This window comes from Mesorhizobium sp. M5C.F.Cr.IN.023.01.1.1 (genome assembly GCF_003997585.1).
GTDB classification, from domain to species: domain Bacteria; phylum Pseudomonadota; class Alphaproteobacteria; order Rhizobiales; family Rhizobiaceae; genus Mesorhizobium; species Mesorhizobium wenxiniae.
Map to the genome: position 1 here is coordinate 55,333 of NZ_RZSU01000003.1, position 13,538 is coordinate 68,870.

A 13,538-nucleotide genomic window follows, 5' to 3' on the forward strand; every position below is an offset into this window, starting at 1 on the left:
GGATTGGGACAGTTGGGGAATCTACATGCTCAAGAGGGGAACGGCATGATAATCCACGATACCGCAGCAGGCGTTCGATCCGCCACTTTCGCCGGGCGGACGGCTATGCGCTGGCTCGCTATCGCGGCGGTTGGCGTCTTGCTGGCGTTTTTGTTCACACTTGCCGACACGATGGCACAAAACATATCGCCATTGCCGAGCAAGCCAACGGTCGACCTGCCGGTCGGGCAAGGACGCCTGCTGCGGTTCAATGAACCCGTCGAATCCGTCCTGATCGCGGACACCACGATCGCGGACCTTCAGGTCGTGTCGCCGGGAATGGTCTATGTCTTCGGCCTAAAGCCCGGCCTGACCAACCTCATTGCAATCACAGCCGATGAGCGGGTCGAGGCAACGGCCCAGTTCCGCGTCACCCCCGATGTCACGCCTGCCAATGAAGCGAAATACGCAATGCAACCGAACTCGGCGACAAATCTCTCGATTTTCGGAACCCGCATTGTTGCGACGGGCGAAGCACGAGGCGTCGAGGAGGCAACGGATGTCGACAACATCGCCCGCACGTTCTCGCCGCCGGAACAGCCGCCGCTGAACAACATGACCGTGCAGGGGTCGCAGCAGGTCAACATCCGGGTCCGCTTCGCCGAAGTCTCACGCACGGAGTTGCAATCATATGGCGTCGATTGGTCTGTCGGATACAGGAGCGGCGGCTTCGAATTCAACATGTTCCAGGACAATGGTGTGCCCTCCGGCACCGGGAATTTCGGTTTGAACATGGACCAGACGCATGGCATCAACTTCGAAATTCTCATCGAAGCGCTGCAACGCAACGGCATCGTCAAGATACTGGCCGAACCGAACCTGACGGCGATGACCGGTCAGACCGCAAGCTTTCTTGCCGGCGGCGAAATTCCGGTTCCGATTCCGCAAGGAACCGACGTCGTGACCGTTCAATACAAGCCCTTCGGCGTTTCCCTCGGGTTCACCCCTACGCTGATCGGCCGCAATCGGATTGCGCTCCATGTCCAGCCGGAAGTCAGTTCCTTGTCGGAAGCAGGCTCAGTAAGCGCCAACGGCTTCGCCATGCCGAGTTTCGTCGTGCGCAGGGCCGACACCACGGTCGAAGTGGCGAGCGGCCAGACCTTTGCGATCGCCGGTCTTTTCCAGCAGCGGACCTCGCGTAATCTGGAAAAGTTTCCGGTTCTCGGCGATGTGCCGGTCCTTGGCCCGCTTTTCCAGTCACAGCGTTTCCAGCGCGAAGAGACGGAACTGGTGATCCTGATCACGCCTTATCTGGTCGAGCCGGTGCGCGACAGTCTCGCGACGCCGCTCGATCGTCCGGCAGCCAAACGCCACAGCCGGAAGCGCGCCAATGACGCGGCGGCGATGGGCCTGATCATCAAGTAGTGGGAACCGAACATGACATTTCGCATCGCTTTGTGCTCTGTTTCGGTGCTGCTTCTGGCCGGCTGCGTGAACAGCCCGCAACAGCCGCAGGAATATTCTCCCGGCTACAGCTATGTTTCGACCGACACCGGCGGCTCCGAGAAGGGCGTCGGCGGTTCCGTCCTTGCTCCCAATGCATGTCTGAACGAACCGGCCGATGACGACCGTTCTGCCGCTGCGACCGATCTGACGATCGTCTCCGGCGTCGGCTCGCACCTGCCGTCCGGCTGCGCCAACGCCTACAACCTTCAACGCATGGCCGAAAGCCAGCGCGACCTCGTCGAGGGCCGGCGCATGGGGGCGGCGGCGGCCGCACCGACTGCAAATGCCGCCCGGCGCTACCTCAATGGCGAAGAGGCTCCCATGGGTGGAGCCAATAGCGGGCCGCTGACTCCGCAAACAACGCTCCCGGTCGAGTGAGCCGATGCGGCCTTGCCCGCGTAGCACTACTTTATCCATTTGTTTTGGCGTCGGACTCGACCCAAATCAGCTTCGCGTTTTCCGGTCCGCTGCGCTAGCCAAGGATAGAGCCGAGCGCTTTCGCTCTGGTCTGAGTGCTGCCCTTCGAACGGATGGTTCTGGCACGCGCAAGCAAGGTGTCCACCTCCTTGGTCGCCAGGCCGATCGGCGGCGAGGCCCTCACCTGATCGGCCTGGCCAAGAAGTCCGTAGACCACCACGACGTTGCGCTTGTGATGCAACTGCGCATTGGTTGCGGCGGAGATCTTCTGGACCAGCGGCAGTGCCGTGGTGGAATTGCCTTCGAGCGCTGCGGCCAGCGCCATGTTGCTCTCGACGTCGAGATCCCCGGGCGCGAGTTTCAACGCCTGAGCAAAAGTGGCCTGCGCCTCCGCCGTCTGACCCGCGAATGTCTGCGCCACGCCCAACCGATTGTAGGCGCTGCTAGTATTGACCAGCGGCGCAGCCTGCGCGAGCGCGCGCATGCCGGCATCGATATCGCCCGTTTCTATCATCGCCGAGCCAAGCCCGAGCATTGCCCCCCCGTCATTGGGAGCTTTTGCGAGCGCGGCCTGATACGCTCTGGCGGCCTCGGCGGGATAGCCCGCTCGCATATAGGCCTCGCCTGCCTTGACGAAGGCGCTCGGCTTGGCGTCCGGCATCGCTGCCGCGCGCTGGTAGAGCGCGATTGCGGTGTCGCTATCTCCCTGCGCATCTATATCGTCCGCAAGCTTGATCAGACGCTCCGATTGCGACGACGGGCCTTGCGCCTTTGCCTGCTCGGCGTCGGTTTTGGTCGTCTGACAACCGGCCACCGCCAGCATGGCGACGACGGGCAAGAACACGACATGCAGCCGCATATCCACCTCTCCGTATTCAAGCCCGCCGCACCTTACACACGGCCTTGGCCGACTGGAACCACAACAGTGCGATAAGATTGCAACATGGCCGAAGAAGCTGAGGAAAAAACACTACCGGCGTCCGAAAAGAAACTTCGTGACGCCCGCCGGAAAGGCCAGGTTTCGCAGAGCCGCGACCTGGTCTCCGGCTTCACGCTTTTCGCAGCGCTTGGCTATCTTTATTTTGCCTGGCCGATGCTCATCGAGCACTTTTCGGAACTCGTGCAGACAGTGACGGCCCCGGGCGATTCGTTCGGGGAAGTCAGCCTGCGGGCCATCCGCCATTCGTTGTCGTTGCTGATGCTTGCCACATTACCGCTCGTCGGAATCGTTGTCGTTCTCGCCGTGGCCTTCGGCATGCTGGGGACGTTCGGGCCAGTCTTCTCGTTTGAGCCGCTCAAGCCGCAATTCGATCACATAAACCCGGCGAAGGGCCTTCAGAAGATCCTGTCGCTGCGCAACGTCATCGAGTTCACCAAAGGCCTGGCCAAGGTGGTGTTGCTGGCCGCCCTCTTTGCATTCATTTTGATCGCATGGCTGCAGCCGCTCGTCGATGCTCCAGGATGCGCTCCGTCATGCCTTGGGCCGATCACGAAGGCGGTGCTGATACCACTTGGAATTGCCGCCGCCCTGGCCTTTGTCGTTATCGGCGTGATCGATGTTCCCATTCAGCGCTGGCTGTTCCTGCGCGACATGCGCATGACGACGACCGAATACAAGCGCGAACACAAGGATCTCGAAGGAGACCCCTTGATCCGGCATGAACAGCAGCGACAGCGGCGTGAGGCCGTGATGCAACCTGCGAAGCTGGGCGTAAAAAACGCGGTCATCGTCTTCGTGTCTGGCGACCGCGCAGTGGCGTTGCGTTACGTCAAGGGTGAAACGCCGGTGCCGACGGTCGTCGGCAAGGGCCAGGGCCGAGCGGCCGACGAGATGATGGCTCAGGCACGCAAAGCAGGTATTCCCGTGGTCGAGGATGCGGCCGTCGTCAGCCCACTCTTCGAAAATGCAAACAGCGGATCTTACATCGGTCAGGAGATGTTCTCACCGGTCGTGCGCCATCTCGTCCGGCTCGGGCTCACTTGAGGCATGGTCGAACCGACCTTGCCGCGCAATATCTGAGCAGCGCGGCAAGGTCGGCAGCGACCTATTTAGCTGAACCCAATAGGAGATCGAGATCGACCGCGTCTGCCATCGCCTTGTATCCCGCATCGTTGGGATGAAGGTTATCGCCGCAGTCGTAGTCGTCGCGCAGATATCCCGGTTTGGCCGGGTCTTCCATCACCTTGTCGAAGTCGATCACGCCATCGAAGCCGCCACCGGTGCGTATCCATTCGTTCACAGCGACGCGTATCTTTTCCTTCTCGGGTGTGTAGTAACCCTCGGTGGGAAGTCCTTTGAAGGTGTCTGCGAAGGGGGTCAACGTCGCGCCTACAATGCGTATGCCATGGGCATGCGCGCGGTCGATGAGCTGTTTGTATCCGGTGATGATGTCTTCGGCGGTAGGTTCCTTGTCGTCCGGCGTGATTGCATTTTCGCCGGGCCAGCCGATATCGTTGATGCCCATCATTACGACGACGGTCGAGACTTTGGGATGGCTCAGTATATCGGAATCGAAACGCGCCAGAGCATTGACGCCCATACCGTCGGTCAACACGCGATTGCCCGAAAAAGCTTCGTTGACCACCGCGACCTTGCGGGCGGTCTCCTGCAATCGCTTGGCGACAAGGTCTGGCCAGCGATTGTTGGCGTCGGGGGTCGAGCAATTCCCATCCGTGATGGAATCCCCGAAAACGATCGCCTGGGATTCCGGCGCGGCGTCAACCCATATATCGCTCAGAAAAAGGCGTGATTTGAGTGTGCTGTCAGCCTTGAACGTCGCGTCGTTTGTGAAATTTCCCGGGCCGGAGATGTAGGCGGTTTGCACACCATCCCAATGCACCGACGACAGCGCCGTCTTCTTCGGCAGGAAGATGCTGACCGAGATTTCGGAAAGCGCTTCTGCCGGGAGGGCGACGGGGTCGCTGAGGATCGGGGCTCCCGGCGGAACGACCACAGAACTCTTGCCGCCCCAGGTCAGGGGCTTCAGGGTCGCCTGATAGACGTCGCCGTCCTTGCCTGCTATTCCGACGCTGCCGGCACCGATGGTCAGTGGCTTAGCGCCGAAAGCATTGGATAGGACGACCCGGACGGTATTGCCGCCGACGCTGATGCGGGCAACTTGGCGGACGGTCTGATTCTCCAGCACTTCCGGCACTCCGAAAGGCGCAGGAAGATCATCCGACCAGCGCGGAGCAGGTGTGGCAGCCCAAGTGGTGATCCAGGCTCCCTTTTCCGCTCCTTGTGCCCCGAAACCAGCGGTCGCGGAGCCGGCCGCCACAGCTGCACATATCAGGATAATCTGACGCAGACGCCGTTTCCTCCCTGCTGCGGGAGAAAGCGCCGATGAAACCTTACCCGCAAAATTGAAACACCTGGTGAGCCGCATTCATCTCCTCCTCGAGACATGCTGGTACTGCCGCCGCCGCCCCTATTATGACGGGCTGCACAGGGAATGAAATTGAACTTCCGTTGCGATCTTGGACCAGCGCCAGGGGCAAGATGTCCGACTGTGGCAGAGGGATGCCACCCGCCTGTTTCGGCGAGCGGCGGACTGGAGCAGGCCGTTCGACCGTGACCGCGGTACTATATCAAAGGTCATCGCTGCGTTCGAGTGAAGGCCCCCAGAACCAGACTTGGCGTGCTGAAGGCGTCAGCTATGCCCCAAAAGTGCACGCGCTAACTCTTGCCATTCCTCATCAAGCGTCAAGGTCGACGGCGCGGCGTCGCAGCGACGATACCAATATTCCGCATTCGATTGATCGCCTTCCTTGCGATGGAGGTAGGCATGCACGCGCATTCCCGCCGTATCGTCGCGCGCCTGCGCGCGCTCGTGCGCCTTATCCCAATCGCCCTTTGCATCCCACCACAGCGCTTGCAGGGCAGCGTTCAAGCCAGCGGGCGGCTGTGATTTCGCAATCGAATCTCTGAAGGCTTGCAGATCCATTTTCCACCGACGTGATATACATGGGCGGCCGATAATAATCCCGGATTCCCCAACAGCAAAGTCGCATCGCGCACAGCAAAAATGGCGGTGCTCTCTGCGTGCCATTGGCTCACAATCAAGACTCCCAACGATCAACTGATCGTTTATCTCTGTACCGACATGGTGATGAGGAGATGGTAGCGTGGAACCAGGCTCAAACCTCGGACATGATCTTCACCCAACCTGTGATCCACGAGTTTGGCAATATCTCCGTGCCGACAACGCTGATCATCGGGGGCAAGGACCGTACAGCCCCGGGCGGCAATCGCGCCAGCGCCGAGGTCGCGAAGACGCTCGGCCACGTCCAAAACTCGGACGCGCCGCAGCCGCGGCCATTCCGAGCGCGACGCTCGTAGAATTCCCAGAGCTTGGCCATTCACCACAGATAGGGGCCCCAGCGAGTTCCACTCAGCACTCCTGGAAGCGATAAAGTAGCGGCCTCCGGACTTTAGCTGGATATTTAGGAACCTCCGATTGTGTAGGTGAGTGAGGAACCTCCCGAACCGCCCGTCCCACGGCAGTGAGCGGTGTCTCGTTACCTACGAAGGCGACATGTCCGGTGCGGCGAGACGACGCCGACGTAAGGACTTTACCGAGCGATCCGAGCACGAGCGGCACCACTTCCGGTTCATTAACTTCCCGGAGAATGGCGTGGAGATGCCCGAGCACACAGGAAAGGCATCATTGAACGGTCAAACGCGAGTAGCCAAGAGCAACAGACTCTAATGCGGTGCGATTGAGAATTGTCAGCGAGCCGTGGTCGTATTGGGTCAGATACCGCCGTTCCCATTCTCTCAGGCAACGATTCACTTTCGCGCGAGACGCCGGGATCATTGCCGCGAGGTCGGTCTGCGAAATGTGGATGCTCAGAGCTCCATTCACGGTAGCCGTGCTGTGCGGGGTCTCAGTCAATCGCAAGAGCGTGCTCGCCAATCGAATGGATAGTGCACTGGACGCACTGTGGATCACTCGCTCTTGCGCGTCGTGCGTTGCTTGGCATAAGTACGGGATCACCTTCAGTGCGAGATCAGGGTGCTTGTCGAAGACACTAGCCATGAAAGCTGCTTCGATTTGGAGCAAGTCGCTGTCCACGACTGACGCAGCGTTCATGTTACTGTGTCGCGCGATGAACAATCTAGTCAAGTCGAAAGTGTCACCGGGACCAAGATCGGAAAAGATGAACTCTCGGCCGTCTGAGAGGGGAACACTAAGACGAACTTTTCCGTGAATTACGTAGTAAATATAACGCGGTATGTCCCCGAGGCGAGTTAAGACTTTATTCTTTGGAACCCTCCTTAGGATGGCTGCTTTCGCCATTTCACTAAGAGTATCTTGCCCAAATTGCCGAAATAAGCGTATTTTGTTCAGCTGTTTGACCCGAACCTCAGCGCCATTTTCTGCCATGGCTCTCTCTCCCTGATAGGGTAAGCGCCCCGGTCCCCTAAAGCGTTGCCTTGACCACCTCTTTGAACGAGTCCGATTTCCGGTCCGTTCTCGCGCAGACGCGTTCAGGTAGAAAAATTAACACATTAGGATACGATAAAATAGCGACTCGTCTGTGCCCGGGGTAACAGCGGCATTTCTCTGAGACATTTAAATCAAATCTAACCGACTGGAAGCCGTTGGGATAACTCCCCTCCTTATGGGATGGCGTGTGCCATGAGCCAGGAAGGAGAAGGGATGCAACAGGATTCGGGGGGTTCGTCTCTATGCGGCATGCACCAACCGAGGCGTCGCGTGCGCTCTGGAATCGAAGGGTAGAGCCGCTACGGCTTCCTGTGGGAGCAGTTTGCGTGCTTCTCGCAACTGCTGATTTCCTCCTTGGACAGACAATACTTCTTGCGTCAATTGAGCTCTACCATAGGGCCTTCGGCGTGAGGCCGCCAGATATCTGGGATTCGATCTGCCTAAGTGTTACCGCCGGTCTGTTGCTGGTCGCATTCATGACCGCCAGGGGCGCCTACACGGTTAGTGGCATCCTGGACGATCACTGCAGGATCAAAACACTCATCAGCGGCTGGCTGTTTGTTTTCTTTTCAATTCTCTGGCTCGCCTTTCTCACGAAGACGACGTCGACGTTCTCGCGCGGCTCCTTGACGCTGGCGTTTGCGGTCGGATTCCCAACCCTGCTGCCTGCCCACGCGGTTCTAGCGCGTGGGCTGAAACGGCTTCTGGCGGCTGAGAAACTCGTGTTGCGCACAGTTTATCTGTTTTACTCTGGCGTTCCTGGAAAGGAACAGGGGATAATCAGCAAGCTTAGGCAACAGGGCATCGCGGTTTGTGGTGTTTCGAACATCGAGAACGATGATGGCACGATCGCAGCACGATCGGTGCATGCCGCCGTCGCAACTGCACAGGCTGCGTTCCGTAATGGCTCGTATGGGGCAGTTTATCTCTTTTGCTCTTGGGACCAGCGGAAGTTAATCGACCGCATCCTGGAGGAAATGTCCCGCCTCCCGCTGCCGATCTATCTTTTCGCCGACGCCTACATAGATAGAATTCTGGCTGGAAGCCCGCTGCACACCGGCTGGCAGCGAGCCTTCGAAGTCCAGCGTATCCCGTTGAGGCCTGCCGAACGCCTGCTCAAGCGGTTGTTCGACATTGCTGTTGCATCCCTGCTACTGCTGTTCCTATGTCCGTTGATGGCGTTGGTCGCATGTGCCATAGCGCTTGAGAACGGTCGCCCTGTGCTGTTCCGGCAGACGCGACGAGGTTTTGGTGGTAAGCCGTTCAATATTTACAAATTCCGATCGATGACGGTGCAGGAGAACGGTACACAAATTCGCCAGGCTCAGCGTAATGATGCGCGGGTTACCCGACTTGGCCGAATATTGCGCCGGTCAAACATCGACGAGCTGCCGCAATTATTCAACGTGCTTCGGGGAGAGATGTCCCTGGTTGGGCCCCGACCTCACGCCATCGCTCATGACGATACCTATAGTGTGATCATTGCGAGCTATGCTTATCGTCATCATGTAAAACCCGGTTTGACAGGCTGGGCTCAGATCAATGGCTTTCGAGGGGAAACGAAGGAACTCTGGAGGATGGAAAAACGCGTTGAGCACGACCTCTGGTATATAAAATCCTGGAGCATGCTTCTCGACGTTAAGATAATTTGGAAAACTGCACTACTGATCTTTTCGGATCGTAATGTCTACTGAGGTATATAGCAGCTTCTCAGGGAAGCTAACTGATGTATGTAGTCTATCCTCCGACCGATTGAACGGATAATTTTGATTCTGATGCTTCGGGCGATCCCGCCGCCTGCGAGTACATCGAGCCTCATTATCGGGTTCGCGCCGGTTCAGTCGCCGGACAGTGGCGCGTCTCGCAGGCTAAATTTAGCTCAATGGGAAAATCAACGCGACGCGGGGAGATGGTCGGAGCAACGCATGACGGAACCTCAGCAAAAGCCGGGGCAGTCGGATCTTGCCATTTAATGGTTCAGGACGGACCACGGGCTCATTGCGGCGAACGGAAAGCAGGCTTGCTGGCGGCGCAGCCGCCCTCAACAAGAGAAGCTATGCAGTCCTACGAGCTTCCGCTCGACGGCATCCGGCTCTTGATTTCCTCTAGAATGTTGGTTGCGCGTGCGATGCGGCTGTACCTGGCCAGAAAGTCTGCCTTCGCCTGCTGACCAATCTGATCCCGAAGCGCCTTGTTTGCGCGCAGGCGCTGAAGAGCTTTGACCCAGTCGGACGGGTTGTCTGGCGACACCAGAATGCTGTTGACGCTATCCCTCAAAACTTCTCGTATAACTGACAGGTCGGAGGACACTATGGGTTTGCCATGCGCCATATATTCGAAGAGCTTGAGCGGCGACATTCCCTCAGCGATATTTCGACCGCCGCCCTGGCCCTCTACATCTCTAAGATAGGGCGCGAGTACAACGTCCATTTCGGCCAAGTAGGCACATGTCGCGGCGTGAGGAACGTAGCCGTGAAACACTGTGTTCGGGCATTTGGCCAGCTTCGATGTCCAATACTCTATATCGCCTGGTGTTCCCCCGACGATGTGAAATGTCGCCCAGCCGCATCGAGGCGCAATAGCGCTTATTATCTCCATGCCTTTTCCCTTATACAGATGTCCGACATAACCAACCTTGAACGTGCCGCTGAGGCTGCATGGCTCGACATTCGGCGGAACAGGATCCGCGCCATTGGGCGCGATCAGAAATTTTCCCGCATGTTGAGGAAAGAGGCGGATGCTGTCGTCCCGCAGACGTTGCGACGTGACGACCAGCATACGGAATGTCTCTAGGCCTATCAGTTTGGCAAGGCGCTGACGCTGACGTCTGCTCAAACTGCCAATCGGGTCGTGAAGCTCAAAAACGGTCGTGAACCCGAAAAGTCCGGCGGAAACAAGCGCTACAGTAGCCGAGCGTGTAAAGACGAGATGCGGCCGCAGCCAGACCGCAGCAAGAAGCGCCAACACAGCAAAAAAAAGCTCCCGGCCGGGCACAGGCCAAAAGGGTACAGGGAGAACGCGGAATGGGAACTCGGTACCGAATCCGTATTCGCGCGCGATCTTCTCATAATGATCCCGTGCATTCATGGAGGCGCGTGGAAGCGCTAGCACGACCTCCGCTCCGGCAACCCAAAATGCATGGCACATTTTTGCGACTTGTACCGCATTGGCGGCCGGCGCCGGGACGTGCGCAGAATGTATATAGAGAAGCCGCATCCACAAAGCCTATATTTCACGCGTCGCGGCTGGTCTGGTTCTTCGCCTCTGAGCCGCAAGTTCGGAGATCACGGGCTGGGCAGACGCACCCAAGTCGAACGACAAAAGCGCTCTCCGCCCCGGTGGCTCGATGGGTTGCGATAGTACCACTCTCCGGTTGCCTCACCAAAATCGAGCGTCGCCTTTTTTCGCGAACTGAGGGCAGGCCCAGCGACAGCACACGCCGCCCTTCACGGACAGGTTCTGACCACAGCCGTCATCAAAGCCCCAGCCAGCCAGCAATAATGTTGCGCTGTATCTCAGAAGTTCCGGAATAGAGTTTGCTGCCGATGGCATCACGCACGGCACGTTCGACGTCGAATTCGCTCAAGAAACCATAGCCGCCGAAGACCTGGACGACATCGAGCGTGGTGCGAACTAGCGATTCGCTCACAAAGAGCTTCGAAACGGCGGCGTCGAGGGATACGGACTGGGAGCGCTCAAGGCCCCACGCCGCCTTGTAGACGAGCAGTCGGGCCGCCTCCACCTGCATCTTCATGTCGGCAATCTTATGGGCGACCGCCTGGTGCTTGGAGATGGCCTGGCCGGACTGACGTCGGGTGCGCGTATAGGCCACTGCTTTTTCCAGAAGCCGCTCCATAGTGCCTATATGACTGGCGAATAGGCACGCCCGCTCCCAGTCCATGCTATGAGCGAACAGCCTGGAGCCGCCGCCCACTCCACCGAGAACAGCGTTCTTCGAAACAAATACGTCCTCGAAGACAAGCTCCCCGATCGGAGACGTCCGCAGTCCCATTTTTTCGAACTTTTGCGCGACCAGATAGCCGGGCAGCGCGCGGTCCACGAGGAAGCTCGTGATGCCGCCGAAATACCCCTTGGCGCGGTCAGTGACAGCAAAGACGACGGCAACATCTGCCACCGGCCCGTTGCTCACGAAGGTCTTCGTGCCGTTGATTAGAAAGCCGTCGCCATGAGGCTCCGCCCGGGTTTGCATCGCAAATGCATCGGAGCCCGACTCCGGTTCGCTCATCGCATTGGCTGCGATCAAAGTGCCATCACAGAGCCCCGGAAGATATCGATTCTTCTGCTCTTCAGTGCCGAACTTCCAAATCGGCACCACGCAGGCCAGAAGGTGGGCGCAGATCGAGAAGACCAAGCCGGAATCCTCGCAGCCGTAGCCAAGCGCATCGATTGCAACGGCGGTGGACAGGGAATCGAGACCGGGTCCCCCGTAGGCCTGGGGGACTGGCAGGCCGGTCAGGCCCATCTGCGCGCAAGCCCCCCACAACTCGCGCTGGAATACTTGGTCTCGGTCGCGCTGCCTGACGTCTTTATTGAGCTTATCTTGCGCGAAGCGAAGGATCTGGCCACGCAGGATACGCTGCTCCTCGTTCAGCGCGAAATCCACTACTCCATCCTCATCAGATGCTGGTAGTCGATTTTATCTGTCGATGTCTTGGGAAGTAACTGCTGATGCGAGAACCAGTCCGGGGCCATGTAGGCCGGCAAGTTGTGGGCGCAGAACCGCTTCAGCTCGATGAGCGACAGCGCATGGCCGTCGCGCGAGGCATAGAACACCTTAATGGAGACGCCCGACTCCTCCGAGCGAGCGATCGCCGCCACCTCGGAGATCGCTGGATGGCGATAGAGCGCCGTCTCGATCTCGCCGAGTTCGATCCGATATCCCCGTCTCTTCACCATCCGGTCGCGTCGACCGCGGAAGGTGTAGACTCCGCCATCGCCTTCGATCACTACATCGCCGGTACGGTACCAGCGACCGCTTGAATCGACATGAAAAGCGGCGCTTGTTCGCTCAGGCATGTTCCAATAGCCCAGCATCACGGGAGCACCGCTGATTGCGAGCTCGCCTTCCTGGCCTCGCGGCACGTCGCGACCATTCGCATCGATCACGCGTGCCTTAACATGCGAGCAGGCGCGCCCGATCGGAAACGGCGCCGAGCGGTCTTCGGCGATCGTCTGCGGGATTTCGTAGTAGGTACAGACGTTGGTCTCGGTTGGGCCATAGAGATTCAGGTAGCGTGCGCGTGGGACCACAGCCTTTAGCCTGCGCAGATGCTTGACCGGAAAAACCTCGCCGGCAAATAGAATGAACCGAAGAGCGTGGTCGTCGCGAGCATCAAGGCTGCCGTGCTCGACCAGAAGCGTGAGTACGGAGGGCGTGGAATACCAGACGGTCAACCGCCGCTCGGCGATAACCGACGCCATCCGGGTCGGATTCTTGCCGAGCTCCTCACCGATGAGGAATACGGTCGCGCCGTGCTTCAGCGGTACGAAGATGTCGAGAATAGACAGGTCGAAGTGGAAAGGCGCATGGGAGGAGAAGCGGTCGTTCTCGTTAGGGGCGAGGATATCGGAACACCAGTCCACGTAGCTCGAGCCATTACGATGCGTCAGCATCACGCCCTTCGGCTGGCCGGTCGAGCCCGAAGTGTAAAGCACGTAAGCGAGGTTGTCCGGCCCCGGCCGCGCCGATTCGTCCTCCACCGCCAAGCCGTCGGCCTCTACGCGAGCCAGGTACGTCGCGAGCGGCGAGGGACCGTCGGACCAGTCGAGCGGTAAGAGACAAGGTTCCGCAGCCAAGCGCGCCAACTCACAGCGCAAAGTTTCGGCTCGGGACGCCTCCACGAAAATCGCGCGCACGCCGCAGTCGTTAAATATGAACGCGTTACGCGCAGGCGGTGCCAGAGAGTCGACAGGCACATAGGCCGCGCCCACCTTCAAGATGCCGAACAGAACAGCGAGCGAGGCGATCGATTTTGGAAGGCAAATGCCGACGCGGTCCGCCGGCCGGACGCCGATCCGACGCAGATGGTCGCGGACTTGGTCCGACAGCGCGTCGAGCTCGCCGTAGGTGATCTGCCGCCCAGAGCTCGCCTCGGCAGCGGCGCACCTCTGGGGATACCGCCTCGCGCTCTGTTCCAGATACTCGTGTAAGGCAGCGACCGTCAT

The 13,538-nt window shown here is 59.0% G+C and carries 12 protein-coding genes; 5 read left to right on the forward strand and 7 right to left on the reverse strand.

Annotated elements, in window-relative coordinates:
• The first annotated feature begins 45 nt into the window (after positions 1-45).
• Together EOA78_RS02170 and EOA78_RS02175 are read left to right on the forward strand one after the other, a co-directional pair.
• A complete protein-coding gene (locus EOA78_RS02170) occupies positions 46-1,404 on the forward strand; it encodes a type II and III secretion system protein family protein (protein WP_127313667.1) in 1,359 nt (452 codons plus the stop codon).
• Between the two features lie 12 nt (positions 1,405-1,416).
• The gene (locus tag EOA78_RS02175; protein ID WP_127313668.1) at positions 1,417-1,863 is read left to right on the forward strand and encodes a hypothetical protein; all 447 of its coding nucleotides are present in this window, start codon (positions 1,417-1,419) and stop codon (positions 1,861-1,863) included.
• Positions 1,864-1,957: 94 nt separating this feature from the next.
• Here EOA78_RS02175 and EOA78_RS02180 read toward each other — a convergent pair whose 3' ends face one another.
• Positions 1,958-2,761, reverse strand: coding sequence for a tetratricopeptide repeat protein (locus tag EOA78_RS02180; protein WP_127313669.1), 804 nt, complete (start codon positions 2,759-2,761; stop codon positions 1,958-1,960).
• An 84-nt stretch (positions 2,762-2,845) separates the two neighbouring features.
• Here EOA78_RS02180 and EOA78_RS02185 point away from each other — a divergent pair, with 84 nt between their 5' ends.
• Positions 2,846-3,886: an EscU/YscU/HrcU family type III secretion system export apparatus switch protein gene (locus EOA78_RS02185; RefSeq protein WP_127313670.1), complete on the forward strand. Its 1,041-nt coding sequence runs from the start codon at positions 2,846-2,848 to the stop codon at positions 3,884-3,886.
• A 61-nt stretch (positions 3,887-3,947) separates the two neighbouring features.
• On the opposite strand, the gene EOA78_RS02190 is transcribed toward EOA78_RS02185, so the two are convergent.
• Positions 3,948-5,288 (reverse strand): SGNH/GDSL hydrolase family protein, encoded by a 1,341-nt coding sequence (locus EOA78_RS02190; RefSeq protein ID WP_245477098.1) that lies wholly within the window; start codon positions 5,286-5,288, stop codon positions 3,948-3,950.
• Positions 5,289-5,552: 264 nt separating this feature from the next.
• Entirely contained in the window at positions 5,553-5,846 is a 294-nt protein-coding gene (locus EOA78_RS02195) for a hypothetical protein (RefSeq protein WP_127313671.1), read from the reverse strand.
• 206 nt (positions 5,847-6,052) lie between these two features.
• On the opposite strand from EOA78_RS02195, the gene EOA78_RS36390 reads away from it, so the two are divergent.
• On the forward strand, positions 6,053-6,241 hold the full coding sequence (locus tag EOA78_RS36390; protein WP_206533400.1) for a hypothetical protein: 189 nt from the start codon (positions 6,053-6,055) through the stop codon (positions 6,239-6,241).
• A 325-nt stretch (positions 6,242-6,566) separates the two neighbouring features.
• Here the strand turns inward: EOA78_RS36390 and EOA78_RS02205 are convergent, their stop codons facing one another.
• The gene (locus tag EOA78_RS02205; RefSeq protein ID WP_127313672.1) at positions 6,567-7,289 is read right to left on the reverse strand and encodes a Crp/Fnr family transcriptional regulator; all 723 of its coding nucleotides are present in this window, start codon (positions 7,287-7,289) and stop codon (positions 6,567-6,569) included.
• Between the two features lie 389 nt (positions 7,290-7,678).
• Between EOA78_RS02205 and EOA78_RS02210 the strand changes: the two genes are divergently transcribed.
• Positions 7,679-9,046: an exopolysaccharide biosynthesis polyprenyl glycosylphosphotransferase gene (locus EOA78_RS02210; RefSeq protein ID WP_164783603.1), complete on the forward strand. Its 1,368-nt coding sequence runs from the start codon at positions 7,679-7,681 to the stop codon at positions 9,044-9,046.
• A gap of 370 nt (positions 9,047-9,416) precedes the next feature.
• Here EOA78_RS02210 and EOA78_RS02215 read toward each other — a convergent pair whose 3' ends face one another.
• The 3 genes from EOA78_RS02215 to EOA78_RS02225 form a co-directional block, all read right to left on the reverse strand.
• Complete coding sequence (locus EOA78_RS02215; protein WP_127313674.1) at positions 9,417-10,568, reverse strand: glycosyltransferase; 1,152 nt, start codon at positions 10,566-10,568, stop codon at positions 9,417-9,419.
• A 259-nt stretch (positions 10,569-10,827) separates the two neighbouring features.
• A complete protein-coding gene (locus tag EOA78_RS02220) occupies positions 10,828-11,976 on the reverse strand; it encodes an acyl-CoA dehydrogenase family protein (RefSeq protein ID WP_029356095.1) in 1,149 nt (382 codons plus the stop codon).
• Positions 11,976-13,538 carry an amino acid adenylation domain-containing protein gene (locus EOA78_RS02225; protein ID WP_127313675.1) on the reverse strand — a complete coding sequence of 521 codons (1,563 nt, stop codon included), beginning with the start codon at positions 13,536-13,538 and terminating at the stop codon, positions 11,976-11,978. The genes EOA78_RS02220 and EOA78_RS02225 overlap by 1 nt, the downstream gene beginning before the upstream one ends.

What these genes read in the sequence shown, in the direction of transcription:
- EOA78_RS02215 (WP_127313674.1), bottom strand. Translation starts at nt 10,568, where the DNA reads ATGCGGCTTCTCTATATACATTCTGCGCACGTCCCGGCGCCGGCCGCC.
- EOA78_RS02190 (WP_245477098.1), bottom strand. Translation starts at nt 5,288, where the DNA reads ATGCGGCTCACCAGGTGTTTCAATTTTGCGGGTAAGGTTTCATCGGCG.
- EOA78_RS02170 (WP_127313667.1), top strand. Translation starts at nt 46, where the DNA reads ATGATAATCCACGATACCGCAGCAGGCGTTCGATCCGCCACTTTCGCC.
- EOA78_RS36390 (WP_206533400.1), top strand. Translation starts at nt 6,053, where the DNA reads ATGATCTTCACCCAACCTGTGATCCACGAGTTTGGCAATATCTCCGTG.
- EOA78_RS02225 (WP_127313675.1), bottom strand. Translation starts at nt 13,538, where the DNA reads ATGACGGTCGCTGCCTTACACGAGTATCTGGAACAGAGCGCGAGGCGG.
- EOA78_RS02195 (WP_127313671.1), bottom strand. Translation starts at nt 5,846, where the DNA reads ATGGATCTGCAAGCCTTCAGAGATTCGATTGCGAAATCACAGCCGCCC.
- EOA78_RS02185 (WP_127313670.1), top strand. Translation starts at nt 2,846, where the DNA reads ATGGCCGAAGAAGCTGAGGAAAAAACACTACCGGCGTCCGAAAAGAAA.
- EOA78_RS02205 (WP_127313672.1), bottom strand. Translation starts at nt 7,289, where the DNA reads ATGGCAGAAAATGGCGCTGAGGTTCGGGTCAAACAGCTGAACAAAATA.
- EOA78_RS02175 (WP_127313668.1), top strand. Translation starts at nt 1,417, where the DNA reads ATGACATTTCGCATCGCTTTGTGCTCTGTTTCGGTGCTGCTTCTGGCC.
- EOA78_RS02180 (WP_127313669.1), bottom strand. Translation starts at nt 2,761, where the DNA reads ATGCGGCTGCATGTCGTGTTCTTGCCCGTCGTCGCCATGCTGGCGGTG.